Source organism: Microcoleus sp. B3-D7, assembly GCF_036705305.1.
Taxonomy (GTDB): domain Bacteria; phylum Cyanobacteriota; class Cyanobacteriia; order Cyanobacteriales; family Microcoleaceae; genus Microcoleus.
In genome coordinates, this window is record NZ_JAUBUE010000008.1 from 155673 (window position 1) to 180566 (window position 24894).

Annotated in this window: 16 protein-coding genes and 1 pseudogene; 13 read left to right on the top strand and 4 right to left on the bottom strand. The window is 44.6% G+C overall.

Translation table 11 applies throughout. The features are described 5' to 3' along the window. Positions 1–23: 23 nt before the first annotated feature. The 5 genes and pseudogenes from QUB25_RS08910 (at position 24) to QUB25_RS08930 (ending at position 8639) form a co-directional block, all read left to right on the top strand. Positions 24–1496: a site-2 protease family protein gene (locus QUB25_RS08910; RefSeq protein WP_333182831.1), complete on the top strand. Its 1473-nt coding sequence runs from the start codon at positions 24–26 to the stop codon at positions 1494–1496. 468 nt (positions 1497–1964) lie between these two features. Continuing rightward, positions 1965–3077 carry a glycosyltransferase gene (locus QUB25_RS08915; RefSeq protein WP_333064022.1) on the top strand — a complete coding sequence of 371 codons (1113 nt, stop codon included), beginning with the start codon at positions 1965–1967 and terminating at the stop codon, positions 3075–3077. A 437-nt stretch (positions 3078–3514) separates the two neighbouring features. Then, positions 3515–4524 (top strand): annotated as a pseudogene (locus tag QUB25_RS08920) (IS701 family transposase); the annotation flags it as partial. Positions 4525–5078: 554 nt separating this feature from the next. Next, entirely contained in the window at positions 5079–6260 is a 1182-nt protein-coding gene (gene sat / locus QUB25_RS08925) for a sulfate adenylyltransferase (RefSeq protein ID WP_333036400.1), read from the top strand. Positions 6261–6467: 207 nt separating this feature from the next. Further along, a complete protein-coding gene (locus QUB25_RS08930; RefSeq protein ID WP_333182833.1) occupies positions 6468–8639 on the top strand; it encodes a caspase family protein in 2172 nt (723 codons plus the stop codon). Between the two features lie 48 nt (positions 8640–8687). On the opposite strand, the gene QUB25_RS08935 is transcribed toward QUB25_RS08930, so the two are convergent. Together QUB25_RS08935 and QUB25_RS08940 are read right to left on the bottom strand one after the other, a co-directional pair. Further along, positions 8688–9248 carry a Uma2 family endonuclease gene (locus tag QUB25_RS08935; RefSeq protein WP_333182835.1) on the bottom strand — a complete coding sequence of 187 codons (561 nt, stop codon included), beginning with the start codon at positions 9246–9248 and terminating at the stop codon, positions 8688–8690. A gap of 179 nt (positions 9249–9427) precedes the next feature. After that, the gene (locus QUB25_RS08940; RefSeq protein WP_333182837.1) at positions 9428–10705 is read right to left on the bottom strand and encodes a valine--pyruvate transaminase; all 1278 of its coding nucleotides are present in this window, start codon (positions 10703–10705) and stop codon (positions 9428–9430) included. A gap of 267 nt (positions 10706–10972) precedes the next feature. Here QUB25_RS08940 and QUB25_RS08945 point away from each other — a divergent pair, with 267 nt between their 5' ends. The 4 genes from QUB25_RS08945 to QUB25_RS08960 all read left to right on the top strand — a co-directional run bounded on the left by QUB25_RS08945 (position 10973) and on the right by QUB25_RS08960 (position 14286). Next, a complete protein-coding gene (locus tag QUB25_RS08945) occupies positions 10973–11200 on the top strand; it encodes a hypothetical protein (protein ID WP_333064781.1) in 228 nt (75 codons plus the stop codon). A 96-nt stretch (positions 11201–11296) separates the two neighbouring features. After that, a complete protein-coding gene (locus QUB25_RS08950; protein WP_333064782.1) occupies positions 11297–11839 on the top strand; it encodes a peroxidase-related enzyme in 543 nt (180 codons plus the stop codon). Between the two features lie 6 nt (positions 11840–11845). Next, positions 11846–13066: an adenylate/guanylate cyclase domain-containing protein gene (locus QUB25_RS08955; protein ID WP_333182839.1), complete on the top strand. Its 1221-nt coding sequence runs from the start codon at positions 11846–11848 to the stop codon at positions 13064–13066. Between the two features lie 380 nt (positions 13067–13446). Continuing rightward, positions 13447–14286 carry a Tab2/Atab2 family RNA-binding protein gene (locus QUB25_RS08960; RefSeq protein WP_333182841.1) on the top strand — a complete coding sequence of 280 codons (840 nt, stop codon included), beginning with the start codon at positions 13447–13449 and terminating at the stop codon, positions 14284–14286. Between the two features lie 147 nt (positions 14287–14433). Here the strand turns inward: QUB25_RS08960 and QUB25_RS08965 are convergent, their stop codons facing one another. Beyond that, the gene (locus tag QUB25_RS08965) at positions 14434–14640 is read right to left on the bottom strand and encodes a hypothetical protein (protein ID WP_333069727.1); all 207 of its coding nucleotides are present in this window, start codon (positions 14638–14640) and stop codon (positions 14434–14436) included. A 209-nt stretch (positions 14641–14849) separates the two neighbouring features. Between QUB25_RS08965 and QUB25_RS08970 the strand changes: the two genes are divergently transcribed. The 3 genes from QUB25_RS08970 (at position 14850) to QUB25_RS08980 (ending at position 23010) form a co-directional block, all read left to right on the top strand. After that, the gene (locus QUB25_RS08970) at positions 14850–15722 is read left to right on the top strand and encodes an S-methyl-5'-thioadenosine phosphorylase (protein WP_333182843.1); all 873 of its coding nucleotides are present in this window, start codon (positions 14850–14852) and stop codon (positions 15720–15722) included. Between the two features lie 378 nt (positions 15723–16100). Then, positions 16101–21512 carry an AAA family ATPase gene (locus QUB25_RS08975; RefSeq protein WP_333182844.1) on the top strand — a complete coding sequence of 1804 codons (5412 nt, stop codon included), beginning with the start codon at positions 16101–16103 and terminating at the stop codon, positions 21510–21512. Positions 21513–21927: 415 nt separating this feature from the next. Further along, entirely contained in the window at positions 21928–23010 is a 1083-nt protein-coding gene (locus tag QUB25_RS08980) for an HNH endonuclease (RefSeq protein ID WP_333182846.1), read from the top strand. A gap of 89 nt (positions 23011–23099) precedes the next feature. Here the strand turns inward: QUB25_RS08980 and QUB25_RS08985 are convergent, their stop codons facing one another. Beyond that, the gene (locus QUB25_RS08985; protein ID WP_333182848.1) at positions 23100–24323 is read right to left on the bottom strand and encodes a tetratricopeptide repeat protein; all 1224 of its coding nucleotides are present in this window, start codon (positions 24321–24323) and stop codon (positions 23100–23102) included. Positions 24324–24399: 76 nt separating this feature from the next. On the opposite strand from QUB25_RS08985, the gene QUB25_RS08990 reads away from it, so the two are divergent. Continuing rightward, the gene (locus QUB25_RS08990; RefSeq protein WP_333182850.1) at positions 24400–24891 is read left to right on the top strand and encodes a WbuC family cupin fold metalloprotein; all 492 of its coding nucleotides are present in this window, start codon (positions 24400–24402) and stop codon (positions 24889–24891) included. Positions 24892–24894: the final 3 nt, after the last annotated feature.

A 24894-nucleotide genomic window follows, 5' to 3' on the forward strand; every position in this document is an offset into this window, starting at 1 on the left:
CAGAAGGGAATGGGATAAATATTATGTTCTTTTTACTATGGTTGTTCGTATTGGGGCTGATATCGTACTACTTGTTGCAGAACGGCACCAGCCGCATCACCAGAACTCCGATATGGCTGCTGTGGCTGGTAATGATGGCGCCCGCGCTGATTTGGAGCGGTTGGATTTTAGTTTACGGTACCAGCAAAACTGTACCGCCGGAGTTGGTAATTATACCTTTTTTGGTTTGCCCTTTCTTGTATTGGTTTTTGGTACAGTTGGGGCGCAAGAAAATTACCCCCGAAACAGCAGAGCAGCTAGCAAACTCTGCGACTGAACCTGTAAAGCCAAAACCCCCCGTGCGCCCGATCGATGCAGCGGAAGAAGCGAGTTTGCGCGATTGTTTTCCTTGGTCAATTTACTTTTTGCGAGATTTGGAATTTCGGCCGCAGGCTGTAATTTGTCGCGGACAGTTGCGGACGAACCCGGAGGCGGCTTATCAGGCGATTCGGGAGAATGTGGAGAGGCTTTTTGGCGATCGCTTTTTAGTAGTATTTCAAAACAGCTTGAGCGGTCAACCTTTTTTTGCTATAGTTCCCAATCCCAGCCACCAATCAGGGGAAACTCCTGTCAAAACCGAATCTGTAACCCGGCCATTTTTCGCATTAGCTTTGCTGCTGATCACGGTGTTTACGACTACACTTGTCGGGGCGCGACTTGCCGGAGTTACTGAACAAGCTTTGCAGTCAAACCCGTCAATATTGCTCCAGGGTTTGTCTTACTCGCTGGCTCTAATTACAATTTTAGCAATTCACGAATCCGGCCACTATTTAGCTGCCCGATTCTACAAAATTCGCACGACTTTGCCTTATTTTATCCCGATTCCTTTTTTCTTAGGAACTTTTGGGGCTTTCATTCAAATACGGAGTCCAATTCCCAACCGCCGAGCTTTATTTGATGTTAGCATTGCCGGCCCCCTGGCGGGTTTAGTTGCGACAGTGCCATTATTAATTTGGGGTTTGGATCATTCGACTCTTGTACCGCTGTCAGACAAGTCTGGAATGTTAAATTTTGAGTCTTTCAAACCGAATTTTTCGCTGCTGATGACTCTCTTGAGCAAGTTAACCTTGGGCGGTGCTTTGAATGCGGAAACTGCGATCAATTTGCATCCGGTAGCGGTGGCGGGTTATTTAGGTTTGATCGTGACGGCGTTTAATTTGATGCCAGTGGGACAACTCGACGGCGGGCACATCGTACACGCGATGTTCGGCCAGCGAGCGAGTATGGCGATCGGGCAATTTGCTAGACTTTGTATGTTGCTGCTTTCTTTTTTGGAACAGGGTTTGCTGCTGTGGGCGATTATTTTGTTTTTCACGCCACTAAACGACGAACCAGCACTGAATGATGTTAGCGAATTGGACGACCGGCGGGATTTTTTGGGGCTAATGGCGATCGGGCTTTTGTTAATGATTTTGTTGCCAGCCCCCAGGGTACTCCTTGAATGGTTAAATGTTTAGTCTCAAGAAGGGGGAGGGGAAGGGGAAAGAGGAAGAAGGAAAAGGTTTATAAATCCTAGGGACTTTAGCATTTATCAACCCGCTCTTTTTAGAGGTGAGCAGGACTCAGCGGCAAAATAGATATTGTTAAAAAATCATCATCAATATTGACAGTGAAACCATAGATGTGTTATTGTTTTTTTTGATTAGGGATAAATTTACCCACTCCAAGTGCTGCCATAAGTGCGATCGGCTAGATTTGCTAGCTAGTAGCTAGGTAAATTGGGAAGTAGATTCAGGGGAATTGGCATTTCAAATTTAATTAAACAGGACTTACGCAAAGCCTCTACATATAGCTTTTTGTAGGGGCAATCCCTCCGTGGTTGCCTCTATCCATAGGACTGTTGCGTCCAGGACTATTGAATTTACCCTAGTCCCCTCCTCTTTGGTATAATGTGCGGGATCATTTAATAAAATTAAAATCGAGCTATGAATATTTTTGTACTTTCTTCACGGGCTTTAGTCTCAAATGTATCCTGGGATCCTGTTTTTGAATTAGAAAATATTGTTGTACGAACCTGTAACGCACAACTTTTGGTACCATCTGCCCGCGAGGTAGTCCAGTGGTCATCCACACTTTATCCGCTAGCTGCTCGAATAGTCCTTAAAGCCGTTAAGTCTACTACAGGTTTATATAATTTACCACTTTTACCTCAATTGTCGGACAAACCCAATGTTTTACTGATGATTGGTCTATCAGGAGGCGATTTGGAACTACTCTCAAGTATACCTAAGTGGAGGGAGCGTTTTGATGTTGTCGTCGCTTATATTTTCGATTCTTGGGCACCGGAAATTTATTCAAAAAATGTCTATCATTTAGATCATTTATTCGTTGCACTTCCAGAAATTATAGATGAACTGAAAAAACGTTTTGGTATACCAGTATCGCTGATGCCTTTTGCTGCTGATGTTCTCGCTCAGGGTTCGTGTCAACTCAAGCGTTCAATAGATTTAACAAGCTTCGGGCGGATACCTTCACAGTATGACACTGTGTTTCTCAATAAATTCAATCAACCTGGTTCCGAACAAATTTACTATAAATCTACGCCCAGAACAGCAGAGGAATTTCCGAAATTGCCTTACGAAATGCGTAGAGACGAGCCAGATACTCTGCTGCTATTTCACATTCTCAGACATAGCAAACTCACCTTGGCATTTGACACGCTCTATCCTGGTATGCGTCGGTTTCCTTACTCGTTTATTACACTGCGTTGGTTTTATGGTGCTGCGACTGGCGGTGCGATAGTTGGGAAGCGTCCAACTACACATCTAATGGATGAGTTGATGAATTGGGAAGATGCTACTATTGAGTTGCCCGATGACCCGCACAAAAGTGTTGAATTCATTAATGAACTTTTACAGGACGAGGGGAGGCTTAATTCTATATACAAACGCAACTATGTTGAAAGTTTAGCCCGTCACGATTGGAGACATCGGATTCAAAGTATGCTGGAAGCTGTGAAAATTCCTCTACCGCAGGGACTGCGGCAAGAACTGTCACAGATGAAGGTGATTCATGAAAAAATGGTCAGCCGATTTTAGATTTGGGATTTGGGATTTGGGATGGGATAATTACTCCTGTCCTGAGTCTGCGAAGGAATGAATCTGGGGGGCCCGGGACTAAATTGCTTGATTGCCATGCCCGATCTGATTGTAGAGAAATAAAAGTGATAGATTTGAAGAGGATTCCGATCGACTTTGCCGTCGATTTATTTACCGCCCTAATTGGCAATACTTTGTTCGCGCTTGAAAGCGGAACGGAGTAGAGACCACTTAGTTTTTTCTATTCAGGACTTACGCACGACCACTAGATATAGCGTACCGGGTTGAGAAATACCCCTTGGATAGAGCGATAATATAAAATTAACTATCTTGAGTTTTACATGAGAAATTTCAATTCTAAGAGAGGTAGAGTCAATAGATTTTTTAGAGAAATTATTTTATAGTGGAGGCAGAAAAAAGGGGTAAGCTGTAGGGGATTTACCAAGCTAGACTATTGCCAATATTTACGATCGCAGTCAGGTTAATTATACAATTACCAATCTAGCGGACCACTTAAAAAAGTGCAGCCATTATACGATAAATCGTTATTTAAGGAGGGAAAAATTAACTCCTCACCTAATCTGGGAAAATGTAAAAAACCTTTGTCTTGATATCTGAAAAAGCTGCCGTAATTTTTGATGATACAGTTTTAGATAAAAGTTATTCTAAAGAAATCGAAATTTCTCATCGCCAATATAGTGGTAATGAACATCGAGTTATCGAGGGCATTGGGCTAGTTAACTGTGTATAGGTTAATCGAGAAACTCAGGAGTTTTGGATAATTGATTACCGGATTTACGCTCCAGAATCGGATGGAAAGTCTAAGCTGGATCATGTTAAGTATCTGCTGAATAATTTAAAATATCATAAATAAATTCCCTTTAGCACGGTCTTAATGGATGCTTGGTATGCCACCTCAGATTTAATGAAATTCATAGACGAACTAGGAAAAATCTACTGTTGTCCGCTAAAAAAAAATCGGCTGGTAGATGATACTGATGGAGTCAACTCTTATCAAAGGATAGAAAATCTAAGTTGGAGTAAAGAAGAATTAAAAAGCGGGAAATTAATCAAAATTAAAAATTTTTCTCAAAATAAAAAATTGGAATTATTCCGGGTAGAGGTCTCTACCGACCGCACGGACTTTATTGCCACAAACGATAAAGCTCAAGATTCTACTGAGGTTGTACAAAAAGAGTGTGGCCTGAGATGGAAGGTTGAGGAGTTTCATCGAGAAATTAAACAGTTAACGGGAATTGACAAGTGTCAATGTCGAAAAGCTCGGATTCAAAGAAATCATATTAGCTGTGCTATTTTAGTCTGGGTAAGGTTGAAGCATTTAGCGCGGCCAACTCACCAGACTGTTTATCAAATTAAGTACAACTTACTCGGTAATTATTTAACCGAAGAACTTCGCAATCCTTCGATTGCTATGACTTTAGTTTAAGTGGCTTTCAAGACAGCATATCGTATTTTTAGTCAGTTAGGATCCAGATTGTTTTGGATTATAGCAGGCGGGGCAATCACCCTTTAGCGGCTTGTAGTTTAGGAGCCTCATAAACGCTATATATGGTGTTTATGCGTAAGTCCTGAGCATAATTAAAATTTTCAAATAAGCTATTTTTGGGGAGTTGAGAATCCACAAAATGGACTGCTTATAGGGCGTAATACCGACAAGAGAAGTTGCGAGTTATTGGTTGTTCGCTAAATTCAGCTATTTCGGCGCCGAAATAGCTGACTAAAAGGTCAGAATTTAGGATGTTAGAATACTTTAAGTTTTGAAAAAAATCAATTATGAATGCTTTTTTCATCATGAATTTATCATTTTACTAATAAATTATAAACTGTCATGAGTGGCGAAATAAATTAAGGTTAATAGCAAAAATCACAACTATGTGCGCCGGCTTTTGGTAGGAAAGTTAATTAATGGTAACAATACTTTGGTACGATATAGTCTGGCAGCTAAAGTCCAACATCTTAAATCTAAAATCCCGAATCGACATGAGCCAGCATTCAGACCGCATTGCCCCTCACGGCGGCATCCTGGTCAACCGCATTGCCACACTAGACCAAAGACAAGAATTTTTCGACAAAGCAGAGTCCCTGCCGCGAGTCCAGCTTTCAGATCGATCGATCTCCGACCTGCAAATGATCGCCATCGGCGCCCTGAGTCCCCTCAAAGGGTTCATGAACGAAGCTGATTATCGATCGGTCGTTAAACAAATGCGCCTCTCCAACGGCCTCCCTTGGTCGGTTCCCATCACCCTCTCGGTAACAGAAGAAGTCGCCGCCCCCCTGAAAGCAGGAACTTTAGTGCGCCTCGACTCACCGGCGGGCAAATTTGTCGGGCTCTTGGAACTTGCAGAAAAATATCACTACAGTAAAGAAGAAGAAGCCGTCAACGTCTACCGCACCGACGACCTCAAACACCCGGGTGTCCAGGTAGTAGACAAATCCGGACCTGTTAACCTTGCAGGCGACATTTGGCTGCTGGAACGCGAACTAGATGTCCGTTTTCCCCAATACCAAATTGACCCGGCGAAATCGAGAATGCTGTTCACAGAAAAAGGATGGAAAACCATAGTCGGTTTCCAAACCAGAAACCCCATCCACCGGGCACACGAATACATTCAAAAATGCGCCTTAGAAACAGTAGACGGCTTGTTCTTGCACCCGCTAGTCGGGACGACTAAGGATGACGACATCGCCGCTGACGTGCGGATGCGCTGCTACGAAATTCTGCTAGAAAAATACTATCCAAAAGATCGCGTAATTTTGGCAATTAATCCGGCGGCGATGCGCTACGCCGGGCCGCGAGAAGCAATTTTTCATGCTTTAATCCGCAAAAACTACGGCTGCACTCACTTTATCGTGGGGCGCGATCACGCTGGAGTTGGCGATTATTACGGCACTTACGATGCCCAACATATTTTTGATGAATTTGAGCCGGGAGAATTGGGAATTGTGCCGATGAAATTCGAGCACGCTTTCTATTGCACACTGACGGAACAAATGGCTACAACTAAAACAAGTCCCAGCACTCCCGAACAACGGGTGCATTTGTCTGGAACCAAAGTTCGGGAAATGCTGCGCGCTGGAAAATTGCCGCCGCCGCAGTTTTCCCGACCGGAAGTCGCCGCAGAATTAGCCAAGGCAATGAATATTTTCAATTACGAGATTTAAATCTTGAACTTTGGTGGGGGCGACATTCTGCATAGTTTTTAATTTTGAGTTTTGAGTTTTAAATGGGAAATTTTTAACTTAAAGCTCAAAAGTTAAAACTTAAAAACTCCCTTAATACTAAACACTCACAATCTAATTAATTCCCCTAAAATTATTGAGGGGAATTTAACTTAAAATTCAAAACTTAAAATTCAAAGCTATTTAAAAATGGGACTCAAGCGGCGGGAATTTTTGCAGCAAGCTGGCCGGGTGCTGGCCGCCATCGGAATCAGCGAGGCTTTGTGGCTGCCGTTGGGCGATCGCTACCTCCAAGCCTTAGCGCAGCCGACAGCGAGGAAATTGGCTTTGTTGGTTGGCGTTGACAAATATCCAGACTCGCCCCTGCACGGCTGCGTCACGGATGTGGAATTGCAGCGGGAACTGCTGATATATCGGTTTGGGTTTGTGCCGTCGGACATTTTGACTTTGACTGACGCTAAAGCTACGAGGGAGAATATCGAGACGGCTTTTGTCAGTCACTTGACTCAACAAGCAAAACCCGGTGACGTGGTAGTTTTTCACTTTAGCGGCTGCGGTAGCCGAGTCAGTTTGGGCGAGTCTCCGGGAATAATGCAAAACTGTTTGGTGCCGGCGGATGATGTTTTGCCGTTGTTAGCAAACCGGGCGGTGAACGATATTTTAGAGGAAACGCTGTTGCTGTTGATGCGATCGCTCGCGACAGAAAATGCGATCGCCATCCTCGACACCAGCTACACCTATCCGGGTTTCCCCAAAAACGGCAACTTTCGCATTCGCTCCCGCCCCCGCCCCACCATCGGCGAGCCTAGCCTCGCAGAATTAACGTTTGCCCAAGACCTCGGCTCCCGCCCAAATCTCCGTCCGGACGCCGCCGTACTTGCCGCGGGCGCGAATTCCGCACTCGCCGCCGAACAAGAGTGGAACGGATTTACCGCAGGTTTATTTACCTACGCCCTCACCCAAACTTTGTGGTGGGCAACTCCCGCTAGCAGCTTCAGCGTCAGTTTCAGTCGGGCGGTGGGTAATGTCGAGCAAATCGCGGGGTTATCGCAGCAACCGCAAATTCTCAATCACGATTTAACAACCGCGCCGGCGGTGAATTTTTCAAATTTAATCTTGAATTCGCCTGCATCTGACGGCGCTGTGACGGCGGTGGAAGAGGGGGGCAAAACTGTGCAGTTGTGGCTGGGCGGGTTGTCGCCGGGGGTTTTGGAGTGCTGCGGGGGTTCTGTGTTTGCAGTGGATTCCTCCGAGGGCGCGAGGCTTTTGCTGCGGGGACGCACGGGCCTCTCTGCTAAAGCCCAAGTTGTAGACGGGTTCGATCGAACAGACGGCCAATTAACAGTCGGCGAACTCGTGAAGGAAGAAATTCGGGTATTGCCGCGAAACATCGGTTTGACAGTAGCTTTGGACTCGGGTTTGGAACGCATCGAGCGGGTAGACGCTACCAGCGCCTTTGCGACTGTGCCGCAAGTTTCGGCGGTAGGCAGCGAGCAATTGGCTGACTGTCGGTTCGGCAGAGTCCCGGAAACAACTTTAGCCGAAACAGTCTCGCCTCACGAGCCTGCTTTGCCTCAAAGCCGTTACGGTTTGTTTTCTTTGGCTCAAATGCTGATTCCCGATACTCAGGGCGACGGGGGAGAAGCAGTCAAGGTGGCGGTGCAGCGCTTGACTCCGCATTTGAAAGCGCTGCAGGCGGGGAAGTTGCTGCGGCTGACAATAAATGAGGGGTCTTCGCGCCTGAAGGTGCGGGCGGTTCTGGCAACTCTCGCACCGCAAGCGCGGGCCGTGGCGCAGCGGGAGCCAGTGCGGGCCGGCGGTGATTATCGGCTGGAACCGCTGAGCGGGGAAAGTGAGAAATCCGCAAGCGCTCATATATTAAGTTTACCAGAAGGCAGCCGAGTTCGGTACAGATTGTATAACGACAGCGATCGCCCGGTTTATTTTGCGGTGTTTGGCTCGGACAGCGCGGGACGGCTGTCAGTGCTCGGCACTGAGGGCAAAGAATCTGTGGGAGTTATGTCGCGGGCGATCGCTCCTGGGGAGAATGTGACCGTGCCGGCGGCTGGGGCGATCGGGTGGGCGGTATCTGGGGCGATCGGACTTGCGGAAATTATGATTATATTTAGTGAGAGTCCCTTCACTCAAACTCTGGCTGCAATAGAAGCCGAAATACAGCAAACGAGGGATGCCCTGCCAATTCGAGTGTTGTTGAATCCTTTAAATGTGGCGCGGGCGGTGCTCGAAGATTTGCACGCGGCTAGCATTCCGGGGGTGCAGAAAGTGGGGATATCAACGGATGATTTGGCTTTGGATGTGAATGTTTGGGCCACTCTGAGTTTTGTTTATCGGGTGGTTTAATTGAAAAATGGGGAATTGCGAATGTTTTCTATAACCTCTAATCCGAATCTATCCTAGTACGAAATCGATATTCACTTCCAAATCAGGAAAGGCGAGCGACGCAACTTGTTGACCCCGCCAAAATTTTTGGATTAAACTGTAACCATTAGCAGTTGGCTGGCGGTAAACTTCTAAACATTGTGCCTCTATATCTACTAGCCAGACTTCAGGAATGAGCGATCGAGCGTAAATAAGAACTTTCACATCTCGATCGTAATCAACCGTGCTATCGGATACTTCTACCAACAGCAAAACTTCTGACGCTACTGGATGTGCTGTTGAATAGTAATCAGCCCGGGGTTTCAGCAATACTACATCAGGTTGAGGTTCGGTGCGCTCGTTCAACTGGATGGGGTTTTGCACATCCAGAAAAGCCCGGTTACTGGGAATTTCGCTGAAAAGTCCGATGAATCGTCTCACACAGGAAGCATGACGAGTTCCAATTGCTGCCATTTGGATAAGTTCTCCTTCTATCAGTTCTACCCGATCGCCCTCGGAAAGAATACCAGCTTTGCCCATTAAATGATATTCTTCTACTGTCAACAACCTTTTGAGTAATTGCACTGCCATAACCCACCGCGCTGCTAATTATTTTTTAAATTGTAGTCGATCGGCCAAGGAAGAAGTCATGTTCAGCGGTCATGGGTAATTGGTAACTTGTACTGCCCTTCGACTTACTCCGGCTACGCTCAGCACGAGTCGCTCAGGAACCGCGTACCCGAAGTATTGGGAATGTTAACAGTCAACTGTCAACTGTCAACTGACTGATAAAGCTTTTCTACCATTTGAGCCAAGCGTTTCATTGCAGTTTCAATCTCATCATTTGTTGCCGTCAAACTAATGCGTAAACACTCATGTTTGTGCTGCCAATCTTCCCGCAAACCAGGGAAGAAAGAACTTCCCGGCACGACAATTACGCCGACTTTTTTCAACTCTTGATACAGTTCCCAATCAGTCATTGGCAAATCTTTCAGCCACAACCACGCGAAAATAGCTCCTTCGCCCCGGTGCAAAAACCACGGCAAATCCTTCGGCATTGCTTGTTCTAGAGTGCTTTCTACGATCGCAAATTTGCTTTGATAGTACGGCCGAATTACGTTGATGGAGATGTCGGCAAGAGCGCCGGACGTAATGGCACGAGTTGCGATCGCCTGTCCGTATCTCGGCGAATGAATGCACATATTGGTCTGAAAACATTCTAATATTTGGATGAGTTTTTCATCGCCGATCGCAATTCCAATTCTTTCTCCCGGCAATCCGGCTTTCGACAAACTCATACAGTGCACGATATTGCCTCCAAAAATCGGCGTCATTTCGGTAAAATTCAAGGACGGGAACGGAGGGCCGTAGGCGGAATCAACGAACACCGGCACGTCGAAACCGGCCGCTAAATCGGCAATTTTCTTAACTTCGTCGTCGGTGAGAACGTTGCCGGTGGGGTTGCAGGGACGGGAAAAAATGACGCAACCGGTGCTTTGGTCGATCGACAATTGGCTGAAATCCGGGCGGTATTTGAACCTGTGGGCGGCTGCATCAATATCGAGGGTGGGTTTGCAAGCGACTACCGCTTCGGGAATCAAGCTAACGCCGCCGTAACCCGTGTAGTCTGGGCTCAGCGGTAGGACGATATTTTTAAGCTGTTTGCTGGTAGTGTAGCCCCCGAAAGCGTTGGCTGCGTAGAAGTAAATCGATTGACTTCCGGGAGTAATTAGGATATTGCGATCGGTCAAATTCAGTCCGTAACGCTGGTTAAAATCCGCCAATACCGCATTGATAAACGGCTGATAACCTTGACTGGAACCGTAGCGACAAACCACCTCGCCGTATTCCGGGCTCGCCAAAAGTTCAGCAGTGCAGTCGCGCCACAACTGCTCGACTTCCGGCAAAATCACCGGATTTCCGGCGCTCAAATTGATAAACTCCTGCCCGCTGCCGGCTCTGAGTGTTTCAATAATATCTTTCATAATTGCCCGAACTCCCGTGAGGTGGGACATCTGAGCGCCAAATTGAGTCAGGGCAGGGTTCATAGCAAATGCAGCGACAATGATAGAAGTTTACAGTTTACCCATGATAACTCCAGTCGCAGGCGTTAGCCTAGCTTGTCTGAGGCATGGGTTGTCGATCGAGCATCTGAATTAATGCAATAAACTCGATCGCACTGCATTTTGTTTTTTCCCCTGTGCGCGCGTCGGAGCATAAGATTCAGGGCATTTGTGGAGCTGGATCGATCGATCGAACAGTGTTTTTTTGCCTAAAAATTAGCGAACGGAACAGCAACCTCTAATTCAAGAGTTGTGGTAAGATTTCACGCCGTCGCGCCCGATGAATTGCCGATACTTGACAACAACCATTGCGAGAATCTAAAATTACCCGTAGAACCCGATCGCAACAGAATTTTATGGGGTCCTGTTACTGCTATAATTACAGGTTTAATCCAGCCTCAAGAATCAGATTTGTTGCTAGCTCATTTTCATGATTCGCGGTTTGCTGACAGCGGTGCATTTTATCATCAATCCGACTAAAGCCAAGATAGGTCGTAAGGTCACCCTTTGAGTGGCGTTACATAACAAATACATAAATCCCAACCAAAATTAACCGCCGTAAACTTCAACACAACAATGACACACTTTCCACTTATAGAATACGAGCAACTTACAGATCCTAAAGCCAAAGCAGTGTACGAAGAAATCTTGACAGACTTGGGGTTTGGCATCGTCCCCAACCTGTTCAAGTCAATGGCAATCAACCCTGACATATTAGAAGCAAATTGGAAAAAATTCCGGGGAACAATCCTGCAAGGAGACTTACCCCGCACGCTTAAAGAAATGGTCGGCGTCGCTATTTCCCAATCAAATAATAGCGAGTACGCTCTCCAAGTTCACTTGCACGGATTGTCAGCCTTGGGGATGAGCGAAGAACTATTGCGAACCCTAGTTTCTGACTTTGCCAACTGCCCTTTGCCAAAACGTGATAAAGCCGTAATTACCTTTGGCTTGCTGGCTGCTACAAAACCCCTGGAAATGACAGAGACTGATTACCAAAACCTGCGGGATTTAGGACTTGATGATTCAGAAATCTTTGAGATTATTGCGACAGCAGATTTGTTTAGCTTTGTCAACCGATATACGGATTCAATAGCCCTCGAAATAGATGCTTTGTAATCTATATTGTATACCCCTATTATGGGCGATCGGCTAGAAGATCAAGATCGAGAAGAACTTCTGTTGACAGCCCGCCGTTTGTTAGCAGAAGCTCAAGCGCTTTCCATCCGCATTTCCGCTGTCAACGAAGTTGCCACTGCCATTAACCGCACCCTTGATCTCAACCAAATTTTGCGGGTACTAGGCAAGCAAGCCAAATGGCTACTAGACTTTGAACACTGTAGCGTTTGCCTGCACAGCACTAACGCTTGCATGACCTTATTTGGCAGGCATATCCCTGTAGATATTGCAGCCCTCCCAGAGGGCGGCCCTATTCACAAGGCTTTCACAACACGTCAACCTCAATTAATTCAAGAAGCGGGTGCTACTGCTATTTTATCCCCCTACGCTTCGCAAATTATCCTTCCTTTGGAAAGCGAAGGTAAGGTTTTAGGGACAATTAATTTTGCCACAACCAAGTCGAGAGCTTACACTCAAGAAGACTTGCGGATTGGCTATCTTTTGGCTTTACAACTATCCTCAGCCATCCGCAATGCTGAACGTTTTAAAGAGATAAATAGGCTCTATTCCGATCTCGATGCCGAAAAGCACAAATCCGATCAGCTACTGTTGAACGTGCTGCCGGTTGAAATTGCCGAGGAACTCAAAAATAACGGCAAAGTGGAACCACTTTATTATGATAACGTATCGGTTTTATTTACTGACTTTAAAGGCTTTACTCAGTTATCTGAAAAAATGACTCCGCGAGAGTTGGTTGACGAACTAGATTATTGTTTTTCTTATTTCGATCGCGTGATGGATAAATACTCTATGGAAAAATTGAAGACTATTGGCGACAGCTATATGTGCGCGGCGGGAATTCCTACCCCTCGCCCAACACACGCCTTTGACGCTGTACTTGCTGCGATAGAAATTCGACAGTTCATGGCTCTGCGAAAAATACAGAAAGCTCAACAAAATATCCCTTATTGGGACATCCGCATTGGCATTCATTCAGGCCCAATACTTGCTGGGGTAATTGGCCATAAAAAGTTTTCCTATGATGTCTGGGGAGATACAGTTAATACTGCATCTCGGATGGAATCTTCCGGCGTGCCTGGAAATATCAATATCTCTCATGCAACCTTTGAATTAGTTAGAGATTTTTTTGAATGCGAATACCGAGGAAAAATTTATGCTAAAAATAAGGGCGAATTGGATATGTATTTGGTTCGCCACCTTAAATAAATTTGGGTATGGCTAATTGCTAAGGGAGGATGGCTAAGCGAGCCGTTATTCTATTTTAGATTTTAGATTTTAGATTTGGGAATTACTGATTACTAAGCTGAGGCGCATCTAAATTTGACAATTAAATTTGAGTAAATTCTTGTGGGGTGGGCGTCCCGCCCGCCCTAAAATATAATTTAGATGCGTAGCAGCTTACGACGGTTTGGATCACTGGCTTACAGTTGCAGTTTTTTTAAACTGGTGTTAGATATGCAAATAAAACTCAACTATGAACTGAGAATATATCGCTCGAAGTTCTTTTTTCATAGTTCGGTATTGTATCGCAGTGCGCCAAACTATATTAAAATGATCGAGTTGTATATTTTATATTTTAATTATTTATGCGTATTTGGCAAGCCGATTTTTACCGCCGTCCTCTCCAAGATGAGGCGGGTAAACCACTCTGGGAACTCTTAATTTGCGACTCGGAAGGTAGTTTTCAATTTAGCGCTGTTTGCCGCCAAGGGGACGCAAATTCTAATTGGCTAGCTTCGCAGTTGCAGCAGCAAGCTCAAACTCAGAATTTGCCCGACTTGATTCAAGTATTTAGGCCTCAGTCTCTGGGCTTAATCGAAGCTGCGGGCAAAGTTTTGGGTGTCAAGGTGGAAGCGACTCGGCGCACTGCGGCTTTGAAATTGCTGCTGCAACAACGCGCCAAAGAATATTCGAGTATGCCTAATTATACAGGTGAAACTTACAGTGCGATCGCCCTCGACTCGCCGCCGCCCGTGCCTTTACCCGAAAACCTGTGGGGCGATGGCTGGCGTTTTGCTTCCCTACCCGCTGGCGACATTGAAGAGGCTTTCCAAGGGCGTCCCCTGCCAATTTTGGAAATGCCAGAATTGCTGTTACCGCTGAATTTGGGCTTGGCATCAACAGTACCCGTACCGGGAGTGGTGATTGACGGCGGACGCCAGTCTATGCGGTTGGCTAGATGGCTTCAGGATGCCAAACCTTTCGCTTTGAATTATATTGCTGGAGAGCCCGACGGATTGATATTGGAAGCTGGGTTACTAGATAGGTGGGTTGTGGCTACTTTTGAAGATAGCGAGGTGAAAGCGGCCGCCCAAATTTACCAACAGCGCAAGAAATTAAGTAAAGGATTACATTTTTTGTTAGTGCAGCCCGATGATAGTGGCATGACTTATACAGGCTTTTGGCTGTTGAATTTGGATCGATAATAAGATGTAAATAATATTATTTGTGATATCGAGGGTTCGCGCGCCTAACAATAGTAAAACACCGCCCGAACTCAGTTCCCGCCGATACAGACTCAAGCATAAATTTTAAAACAGCTTCTTGAGCTAGCAAGAGATTGTGCTGCAAATTTATTCTACAACTAAAATCAAGCCGTTTTGGATGCCCTGACAAACTCGGTTGATGTGACACTGGTCTTTTTCGTTCAGACCTTTCTGGGCTAGCATTGCTGATTTCAGCAGCCGTCTGTCAAGGGGGGTAATCTGACGAAAAGCAAAGATGCGCTGGACGATCGCCTCGATCGAGATTTTGGGGAGGTTAGCAGAGCTGACTGTCATGGTCTTAACACGCTAAAAATAAGTAACAGAACTATGTACCTTTATTTTTAAAGATTTTGTGAAGCTACTTTGTGATTAAGATCACATATATTTAGTGACAAAATAGTGTATGTGGGGTGACTGTTGTCACCAAATCTTCAATTATCTTTACCCCAACTTAACGATGGCCCGATAGAATCACGGTGGTAAAACTCAAGCAGAGGGTAAAAATGGCACAAGCAAAAATCGGAATAATCGGCGGCAGCGGTTTGTATAAAATGGAGGCCCTCAAGGATATTGAAGAGGTGAAAATTGATACACCTTTTGGAGCGCCATCGGATGCCGCAATTGTGGGAACATTGGACGGTACGCCAGTAGCATTTCTGGCTAGACACGGCCGCAACCACACTTTTTTGCCCTCCGAAGTGCCGTATCGCGCAAATATTTATGCAATGAAGAGTTTGGGAGTTGAGTATTTAATCTCAGCGTCGGCGGTTGGTTCTCTGAAAGCTGAGGCGAAACCTTTAGATATGGTAGTGCCCGATCAGTTTATCGATCGTACAAAAAATCGAGTTTCTACCTTTTTTGGCGAAGGAATAGTCGGTCACATCACATTCGGCGATCCGGTTTGTGGCGAATTGGCTAAAGTGTTAGCAAGTGCGATCGAATCCTTGAACCTCACCGACGTTACCCTGCACCGGGGCGGCACTTATGTCTGCATGGAAGGCCCCGCATTTTCCACAAAAGCAGAATCCCACCTTTACCGCAGTTGGGGGGCGACAGTCATCGGAATGACAAATTTGCCGGAAGCAAAATTAGCCAGAGAAGCAGAAATTGCCTACGCAACTTTAGCATTAGTCACCGATTATGACTGCTGGCACGAGGATCACGACAGCGTAACAGTAGAAATGGTAATAGCAAATTTGCACCGCAATGCAGAGAATGCCCAAAAAGCCATTCAAGAAACAGTCCGGAGGTTAACAGAAAATCCCCCCGTTTCCGAGTCGCATTCAGCTTTGAAATATGCTATTCTGACTCGGCTGGATCAAGTGCCTGCCGCAACTAAGGAGAAAATGGGTTTGCTCTTGCAGAAATATTTGTAGTTGAAATTAAGTTGCCATCATTAGGTTATAGGTGATTCCACAGGTGTAAGGTGTGCAGCGCGCACCCTACATCATGGGGAGAAGGCAGAAATATTTGTATATCTAGCATTCGTCCTGAGTCAAAAGTCAGGAGTCAGGAGTAAGATCCATTGCCTATCAACTTTTTTAACAATAGACATCTCCGAAAATATCCAAAGCTCTTCTCTCGCTACTTTTGAATCCCTCGCACTAGGAAGCATCCCGATTTTGCAAGCAGTCGTTTTTTATGCAGTGGTAGCGATCGATCTCCCACTGCATTCATATATGAGCAATAATGGCAAGATGGGGTTGCAACTGCTGCACAGAAAGCGCAAAAGCTCAAAACGGACAATTTAAACTATGCTTGGCATTCCCGGATATCAGATTTTAACCCAAATCTATGAAAGCGAAAATTCCTTAGTTTATCGCGGAATTCGCGATCGCGATTCGCTACGCGACGGCTACGCCGAACCCCTACCGATCATCCTCAAGCTGCTGAAAGAAGAATTGCCAACGCCAGCACAACTGCTGAGATACCAGCAGGAATACCAAATCAGTCAAACTCTGAATTTCTCAGGCTTTGTTAAAGCTTACAGCTTAGAAAAATATCATAATTCTCTTGCCATCGTCTTCGAGGATGAGGGCGCTGAATCTTTAAGTTTATGGCGGCAGCAACATCAAATAACCTTAGCGGAATTTCTCTCCATCGCTATCAAAACTGTCGAGATTTTGGGTCAGATTCACAGCGCTAATATTATCCACAAAGACATTAACCCATCTAATATAATTATCAACCCCAAAACCGGGGAAGTCAAAATTATTGACTTCGGCATTTCGACAGTCTTGTCTATAGAAAATCCTACCCTAATAAGTCCCAACGTTTTAGAGGGAACTTTAGCTTATATAGCACCCGAACAAACCGGAAGAATGAATCGCGGCATCGATTACCGCGCTGATTTTTATTCCCTAGGTGCAACTTTTTACGAACTGCTAACCAATCAACTGCCTTTTGAAGGTAATGACGCGATCGAATTAGTACACTGTCACATCGCTAAACAACCCCTTCCGCCCCAAGAAGTCCATCCAGAGATTCCTAAACCTGTTTCAGATATCGTAATGAAACTGTTAGCAAAAACCGCAGAAGAGCGATATCAAAGCGCTTGGGGAATTCAAGCAGATTTAGAGTTATGTCTCACTCAACTGCAAACTCAAGGCAAGATAGAAGACTTTCCTATTGGTCAGCACGATATTTCAGATAAGTTTCAAATTTCTCAAAAACTTTACGGCCGAGAAACAGAAATAGAAAGCCTGCTGGCGGCATTTGAGCGAGTTGCAGGTAGCTTGCAGGAAGAAGCAGAAAGTCTAACCTCAGACACTCAGCCATCCCCCAACAGCCGACCACATTCCGAAATGATGTTAGTATTCGGATATTCCGGCATTGGCAAATCAGCATTAGTACAAGAAATTTACAAACCCATTACCCGAAAAAAAGGTTATTTCATCGCCGGGAAATTTGACCAGTTTCAGCGAAATATTCCTTACAGCGCCGTCATTAAAGCTTTTCAAGAATTAGTGCAGCAATTGCTCGCAGAAACAGAAGTCAAACTCCAACAGTGGCGCGAAAAAATATTAACAGCAGTTGGAGTTAACGCTCAAGTCGTTATTGATGTAATTCCCGAATTAGAATTAATAGTGGGCAAGCAGCCAGAATTATCCGAACTTCCTTCCGCTGAATCCCAAAATCGGTTTAATTTAGTATTGCATAACTTCATCCGCGTATTTTGCAAGCCTGAACATCCCTTAGTCATGTTTCTCGACGATTTGCAGTGGGCAGACTCCGCAAGTTTGCAGATGCTTCAATTGATAATCACCGACCCAGATATGCAATATCTGTTTCTGATTGGTGCTTATCGGGATAATGAAGTCACTGCCGCCCATCCGCTGATGTTAACAATTAATGAGATTCAGAAAACTGGATGCGTAATTAATTCAATTTCCCTTTTACCTTTAAAGTTAAATTATGTCAACTATTTAATTGCAGATACTCTTAAATGCCATCTCGAAAAAGCCCTGCCCTTAGCAGAGTTAGTCCTGCAAAAAACTCAAGGCAATCCCTTTTTTATTAACGAGTTTCTCAAATCACTTTATGCTGAGAAACTGTTGAAATTTGGACCCACCTCTCCGAAGATTGAGGGGGCAAAGGGAGACTGGCAGTGGGATTTAGAGCAAATTCAAGCCAAGGGAATTACTGACAATGTAGTCGAACTGATGGCAGGAAAAATTCAAAAACTGTCCCAGGCAACACAGCAAATATTAAAATTTGCTGCTTGCATTGGCAACCAATTTGACGTAAAAATGTTGGCGATTGTTAGTGAAAATTCAGTAAAAGCAACTAACGAGAAACTTTTGGAAGCAGTTAGGCAAAATTTAATTATTCCCGTGGGGAATGATTACAGATTTCTAGAATTAGAGCAAAGTTCAGAAGATTTAACTGTTTATTACAAATTTTTGCACGATCGCGTCCAGCAAGCCGCCTATTCTCTAATTCCCGAACCAGAAAAGCAAGTTGTCCACTATCGAGTCGGACAACTTTTGTTGGAAAATACTGCGCCGGAACAGCGACAACATAAAATATTTGATATCGTCAATCACCTCAACTTTGGCAGCGAATTAATTGCCACGCAGCCACAGCGCAATGAACTGGCAGCGCTCAACCTTTTAGCAGGCAAAAAAGCCAAAGTTTCCGCTGCTTATAAATCAGCACTAGATTACTTCGCGGCGGGCAGGCAATTATTAAGTGCAGACAGTTGGCAAACCCAATACGACTTAACGCTGAATCTCTACGAAGAAGCAGCAGAAGCCGCTTACATCAGTACCGATTTCGAGCAGATGGATGAATTAGCAACTTCCGTGCTGCAACAAGCCAAAATAGTGCTCGATAAAGTAAAAGTCTATCAAGTAAAAATTCGCTCTCAGTTAGCCCAAAGCCAGTTCCAGCAAGCATTAGACACAGCTTTATCAGTGCTAGAACTGTTAGATATACATTTTCCCAAACAGCCCAATACGACAGATATTGAGGCGGCGCTGCAAGCAACTCAGGCAGCGCTAACAGGCCGAGAAATCGAAGATTTAATCGATTTACCACTGATGACAGCCCCGGACAAATTAGCAGCCATGCAGGTGATATCCAGCACTCTTGATGTTGCCTATTTTTCCTTCCCAAAACTCCAGCCTTTATTGATTCTTAAACTGGTAAATTTATCCCTGGAATATGGCAACAATCCTGATTCTTTGCCCGCTTATGCCCGTTGTGGAATGCTTTTTAGCGCGATTTTCAACGACATAGAATCTGGCTATCGATTTGGCGAACTGGCTTTAAATTTGCTGGAGCGAATTAACGCCGGCACAGTTAAAGCACACACGCTTCACTGCGTTAATGCTTTTGTCAAACATTACAAAGAATCGGTTAGGAAAACTTTAAAGCTGTCGCATGATGGTTGGGCAATCGGTTTGGAAACCGGAGACATAGGAAATGCCTGCCACAATGCCAGTGTGTACTGCTGGCATAGCTATTTTGTTGGCAAAGAACTCACAGAATTGGAAAGAGAAATAGCTGCCTACCATGGCATAATACGCCAACTCAAGCAAGAATTTGATTTGACCAGCAATGAAGTAATCCGGCAGGTAGTTCTCAATTTAATCGATCGCTCGGAGAATCCTTGCAAGCTAATGGGGGAAGCATATAATGAAGACACGCAGTTGCCTATGATGCTGCAAAAAAACAATCGTAGTGCAGTTTTTATTATTTACTTGCAAAAAACGCTTCTCTGTTATCTCTTTGGAGAATTTGCTGAAGCTGTAAAATATGCTGACTTAGCAGCGCCATATTTAGCTGGAGTGGTTGGTTCGCTTGTTGCGCCCCTCTTTTATTTCTATGATTCTCTGGTGCGACTTGCGGTTTACTTTGATGTCAGCCAGAGCGATCGCGAACAAATTTTAGAAGAAGTAGCCGTCAATCTGGATAAACTGAAAGTATTGGCAACTCACGCACCGATGAATTACTTGCAGAAAGTAGAACTAATAGAAGCAGAATTGTGCCGCATTAAAGGGGAAAACTTTGAAGCAATGGACTGGTACGATCGTGCGATTGCCACCGCTGGAAAAAACGAATACATCAACGAAGAAGCCCTCTCCTACGAACTAGCTGCCAAATTTTACTTATCTAAAAATAAGACATTGATTGCCAATACCTACCTGCAAAATGCCCGCTATTCTTATCTCCGCTGGGGTGCAGCAGCCAAAGTTAAAGACTTAGAAAAACGCTACCCTCAGCTATGGCTGAGACAAACATCAACAGGTACCAACCTTTCTGCCATAACCACATCCCTTCCGCCAACATCCACAGGCAGCAGCAGCTCATCAATGCTTGACTTTACCACAGTAATCAAAGCATCGCAAGCAATATCCGGCGAAGTAGTATTAGCATCCTTGCTGTCAAACTTAATTAAACTTACCATTGAAAATGCCGGAGCTCAAAAAGGTTTTCTTATCTTGCTAAACAGCAGGGGCGAACTCAGAATTGAAGCTGCCGGAGACGTTGACGGTTCCGTCCAAGTCTTGCAATCTCTTGCTGTTAATAACAGTCAGGAGCTCCCGACATCTATTATCAACTATGTCGCAAGAACTCAGTCAGATGTAGTTTTAAACGATGCCGTCCGCGAAGGAACCTTTACCGCAGAGCCTTATATTGCAATTAATCAACCCAAATCAGTATTGTGCGCCCCCATCATCAATCAAGGCAAACTCATCGGCATTTTGTATCTAGAAAACAATCTCGCAACTGGCGCTTTTACAGCAGACAGATTAGCAGTATTGAACATAATTTCTGCCCAAGCTGCTATTTCCCTAGAAAATGCCCAACTTTATCAAACCCTAGAGCAAAAAGTAGAAGAACGCACCGCACAATTAGCCCAAGCTAATAGAGAAATATTGGTTTTGAACGATCGGCTAAAAGTAGAAAACCTTCGCATGAGTGCCGAACTAGACGTAACCCGCCGCCTGCAACAAATGATTTTGCCTCAACAGCAGGAATTAGAGTCAATTGAAGGGCTAGAAATTGCTGCATTTATGGAGCCGGCTGATGAAGTTGGCGGCGACTACTACGACGTACTAAATTACGGCGGTAAAGCCACAATTGGCATCGGCGATGTGACAGGACACGGTTTAGAAAGCGGCGTGTTAATGATTATGGCGCAAACAGCAATTCGCACTTTGTTGGTTCACAATGAAACCGACCCAGTTAAATTATTGCAGACAGTCAACCAAACGCTTTTTGACAACGTAGAGCGCATCAATTGCGGTAAAAGTATGAGCCTTTCTTTGCTGGAATATCGGGGGAACAACATCCTGCGTTTGAGCGGACAGCACGAAGAGGTGATTGTCGTGCGTTCCAGCGGCGAAGTAGAGCGGATTGATACCATGGAGTTAGGCTTTCCCATCGCCTTGGAAGCAGATATTGCCGATTTCATTGCTACTACGGAAATACAGTTAAATTCCGGGGATGTTGTCGTACTATATACAGATGGAATTACCGAAGCTTTTGATATGAATCAAGCTCAATACGGTATCGAACCCTTGATTGAAGTTGTTGTCCTTAATAGGGAACAGTCAGCCACAGAAATCAAGCAAGCTGTTATTGACGACGTGCGGCGATACATCGGGGAGCAAAAAGTATTTGATGACATTACTTTGGTAGTAATCAAACAGAAGTAAGTAGGTAGGCACAAATAAACCTTTGCCCTCAATTTGATGAATCCTAACCATTTAAGAAATTGGTTCACTGATTGTTGCTACTGTACCTCATAACATCGGAAAGTGCTGTAATTGCTAGAACTTCCTCTCGTGTGAGAACAGTTGAAATAGAACGACTTCTTTTTGCTCGTACTGTATCAACTTGTAAATCTAATTCTAAGTTTCGGCTTTTTGTGACTTAGGAGTTGACTATACGAAAAATTTCGCTATAATAAATATTGGGCTGGCTTAGTCTAAGGAAACAGCAATCTCTATAAATTTTAGGTGCGAAGGAAAAGTCACATTGGATTTCACACCACAAGTTAGGAATACAGCAAACTAGCCAGATATCGATCGGTGTGATTGAATAGCTCGTGAAATACATGGAGTCAAAAACGTGCCAGATAGTCACAATATTAATGAAGTAATTTTTGAAGAGAGAGATACTCAAATTTTCAATATCCCTGACACTAAAACCCGGCTTTCAACACTGCAAAATTATTTCTTCCCTCGGCTAGAGACGTTACTGCGTTATACGCTTGATGTTGTGGCACAAGTCTACGATGTGAATCCATACGAGAGAATGACTTTTGCCTACTCTCCAAGTCATCGAGATAAAGCAAAGGAGAACAAAGACTATGGCTTTGTTCATATTGGAATTATTGCAAAACGGGGTGAGAAACCGCTCAAAATTCTCAAGAGAAATGGACAGCCATTCTTTCATCATCCCACTTATCTGACGTTTAAGGTATTTCCTAGTGGAACAATTCATGCTGAGCTAATGCCATTTCGTCAAGGCGTAGATGATGCTTACGTGGCAAGAATTTCCCAACTTGTCGCTAAGTATAGCGAGGTTTTAATGCCACTATTATCGGTAGCACGTATTTCACATACGACGTATAATCCTGAATTTGAAGTTCTGCCTCTTCATCAGGCAATTGTGCCTGATGAAATATCGGCATATGGTATAAGGTTGATATCACCAAAATACTACTTTCCTGTCAGGCGAGGGCGAGGATTGTATGAAATAGTTATTGCATTCATCCTCTTATACGCTTTAGGAGAATCATTTATTTTTATTGGAGAAGGACGAGAACCTCAGCTTAAAAATAGGCTTGAGCAATTCAAAGAATTTTATTTAGATAGTAGAAATCCCGAAACTGACATAGAAACAGAAGAAACCGAGGAGGAAGATTTTGATTCTTCAGAAATGCCTGAACTAGACAGTTATTCTTTTGTGAGAGCAGGTAAATGGTGGACTGTACTTGCTAGAGATAAATGGAAATGTCTTAGCTGTGGTATATCGGCACGGGAAGATGGAGTTTTATTGGAAGTTGACCACATTATCCCCCGCTCAAAATGTGGTTCTGACGATATGAGTAATCTACAAACTCTTTGCAAAAAGTGTAATATTGGCAAAAGTAATCGAGACAGCACAAGACTTTGTGTGACTTCTGATGAATTGATAGATAGAATGTAGATAGCGTAATTTTTCGGTGGGTGACTTTTATGAGTCACCAGTGATAAATTTGAAATAATTTGTGGTCACGCAGCCTAGAATTACAGCTATTAACTTATCAACTGCTTGAACGCATCGTGTTCGCGAATTTTTTCTAAATCAGCTTCACTTTTTGCCAACTCTTTACACACATTCGGATTGAGATTGAGGGCGCGCTTTAAATTTTCAATAGCTAATTCAATTTTACCTTGTAGGGCATAACATCGGGCTTTATTGTACCAAATTCTGTAAAAGTCAGGCCTGATTTTAGCAGCATTGTCGTAGGAAGCGATCGCAGCTTCGTATTTTTGCAATTTGGAGAGTGCAACGCCTCGATTGTTCCAAGCGTCAGTATAATCATTTTTAATTTGTAGGGCTTGATTGTAAGAAATTACTGCTTGTTCGTACTCCTGCATTTTGGAAAAAGCAACCCCTCGGTTGTTCCAAGCATCGGCATAATCGGGTTTGGCTTGAATTGCCTGTTCGTAACAGCCGATCGCCTCCTGGTACTTCTGCAACTCCAACAATACCACGCCTCGATTGTTCCAAGCATCGGGATAATTCGGACGAATGGTAGTAGCTTGTTCGTAAGAAGCGATCGCCTCTGGATACCGCTGCATTCTCGTGAGCACTACTCCTCGGTTATTCCAAGTATCGGCTAAATCCGGCTGAATTTGCAGGGCCTGATCGTAAGCTGCGATCGCATCTTGATAACGGTTTTCAAAGAAACAAGCATCTCCCTGTTTGGCATAGTCGCCGGCAGTCAATAACTTTTGGTAATTGCCATAGTTAACCGGAGCAAATTCTTGAATTTGGGCATCGGGGAATAAAAGGTCTGTTTCTGCCTCTGCCGGGTGACTTTGCTGTTGAATTTCGCCTAAGATAGTTTCAGCGTCCGAAATTAATAGTTTTAATTGAGAGATTGTATCGTAATGGAGACTTTCTATTTCTTGGCGGGCAATTGTTGTCTGCTTGGACAATTTGCTCAACAGAAACCAAACCCCGACTCCGGCTGCTGTCGGAAACAAAGTTAGGGCAATTATCAGCCCGTTCAGCAGTACCGCCGTGCGCCCGAAAGCAATGTCAACTTCTTCTTGAACTCGATCGCGAATTTCTTCTTTAAGTTGCTGCTGTGGGAATTCCTGCTGAATTAACAGTGCCGGCCTCGGTTCAGAGGCAGAAACGCTACTGGCGCAGACTAGAATAGTTGAAAGGGCGATCGGGCTAATACTTTTTCTAAAGATACTTGACAAACGCATTGCCTTAGTGATACCCACCTGAGTTGCGATTTCCATGTGTCAAGAGATGCTGATAACGATGATCCCAGACTAGCCCATTTGTTCATAAACTATTAAATACAGGATATCTGTTGTGCAGTCCCCTCCGATCAAATTGCTGACGCAAGAATTGCTAGACGAAGTTGCCGCTTCCTCCCGGCGCAGTCCCCGCCAGCGACAAAACTACAATTTCCACGATTTGTCTGAAAAAGTGCAGCGGTTTGTCAACGTGTTGCAACCAGGCACTTACGTCCGCCCTCACCAACACCTCCGCCCGCCTGCAGTTAACGGTTTTGAGTTTTTTGTGGTGATTCAAGGCGAAGTCGGTATTGTTATTTTGAACGAAAACGGTCAAATCCTGCGCTCCTTGCGAGTCAGCGCGGCCGGCCCGACTCGCGCTGTCGAACTGCCAGAGGGCACTATTCACACGTTAGTAGCTTTGACACAGGATACTGTGATTTTGGAGTTTAAGGAAGGGCCTTACGACGTGGGGGCGGATAAAGACTTTTTGGCAGGTTTTCCTGCTGAGGGAACTGCGGAGGCGCGAGAATTAGTCATGATTTGGGAAGCGGAATTTAACACTTGACTA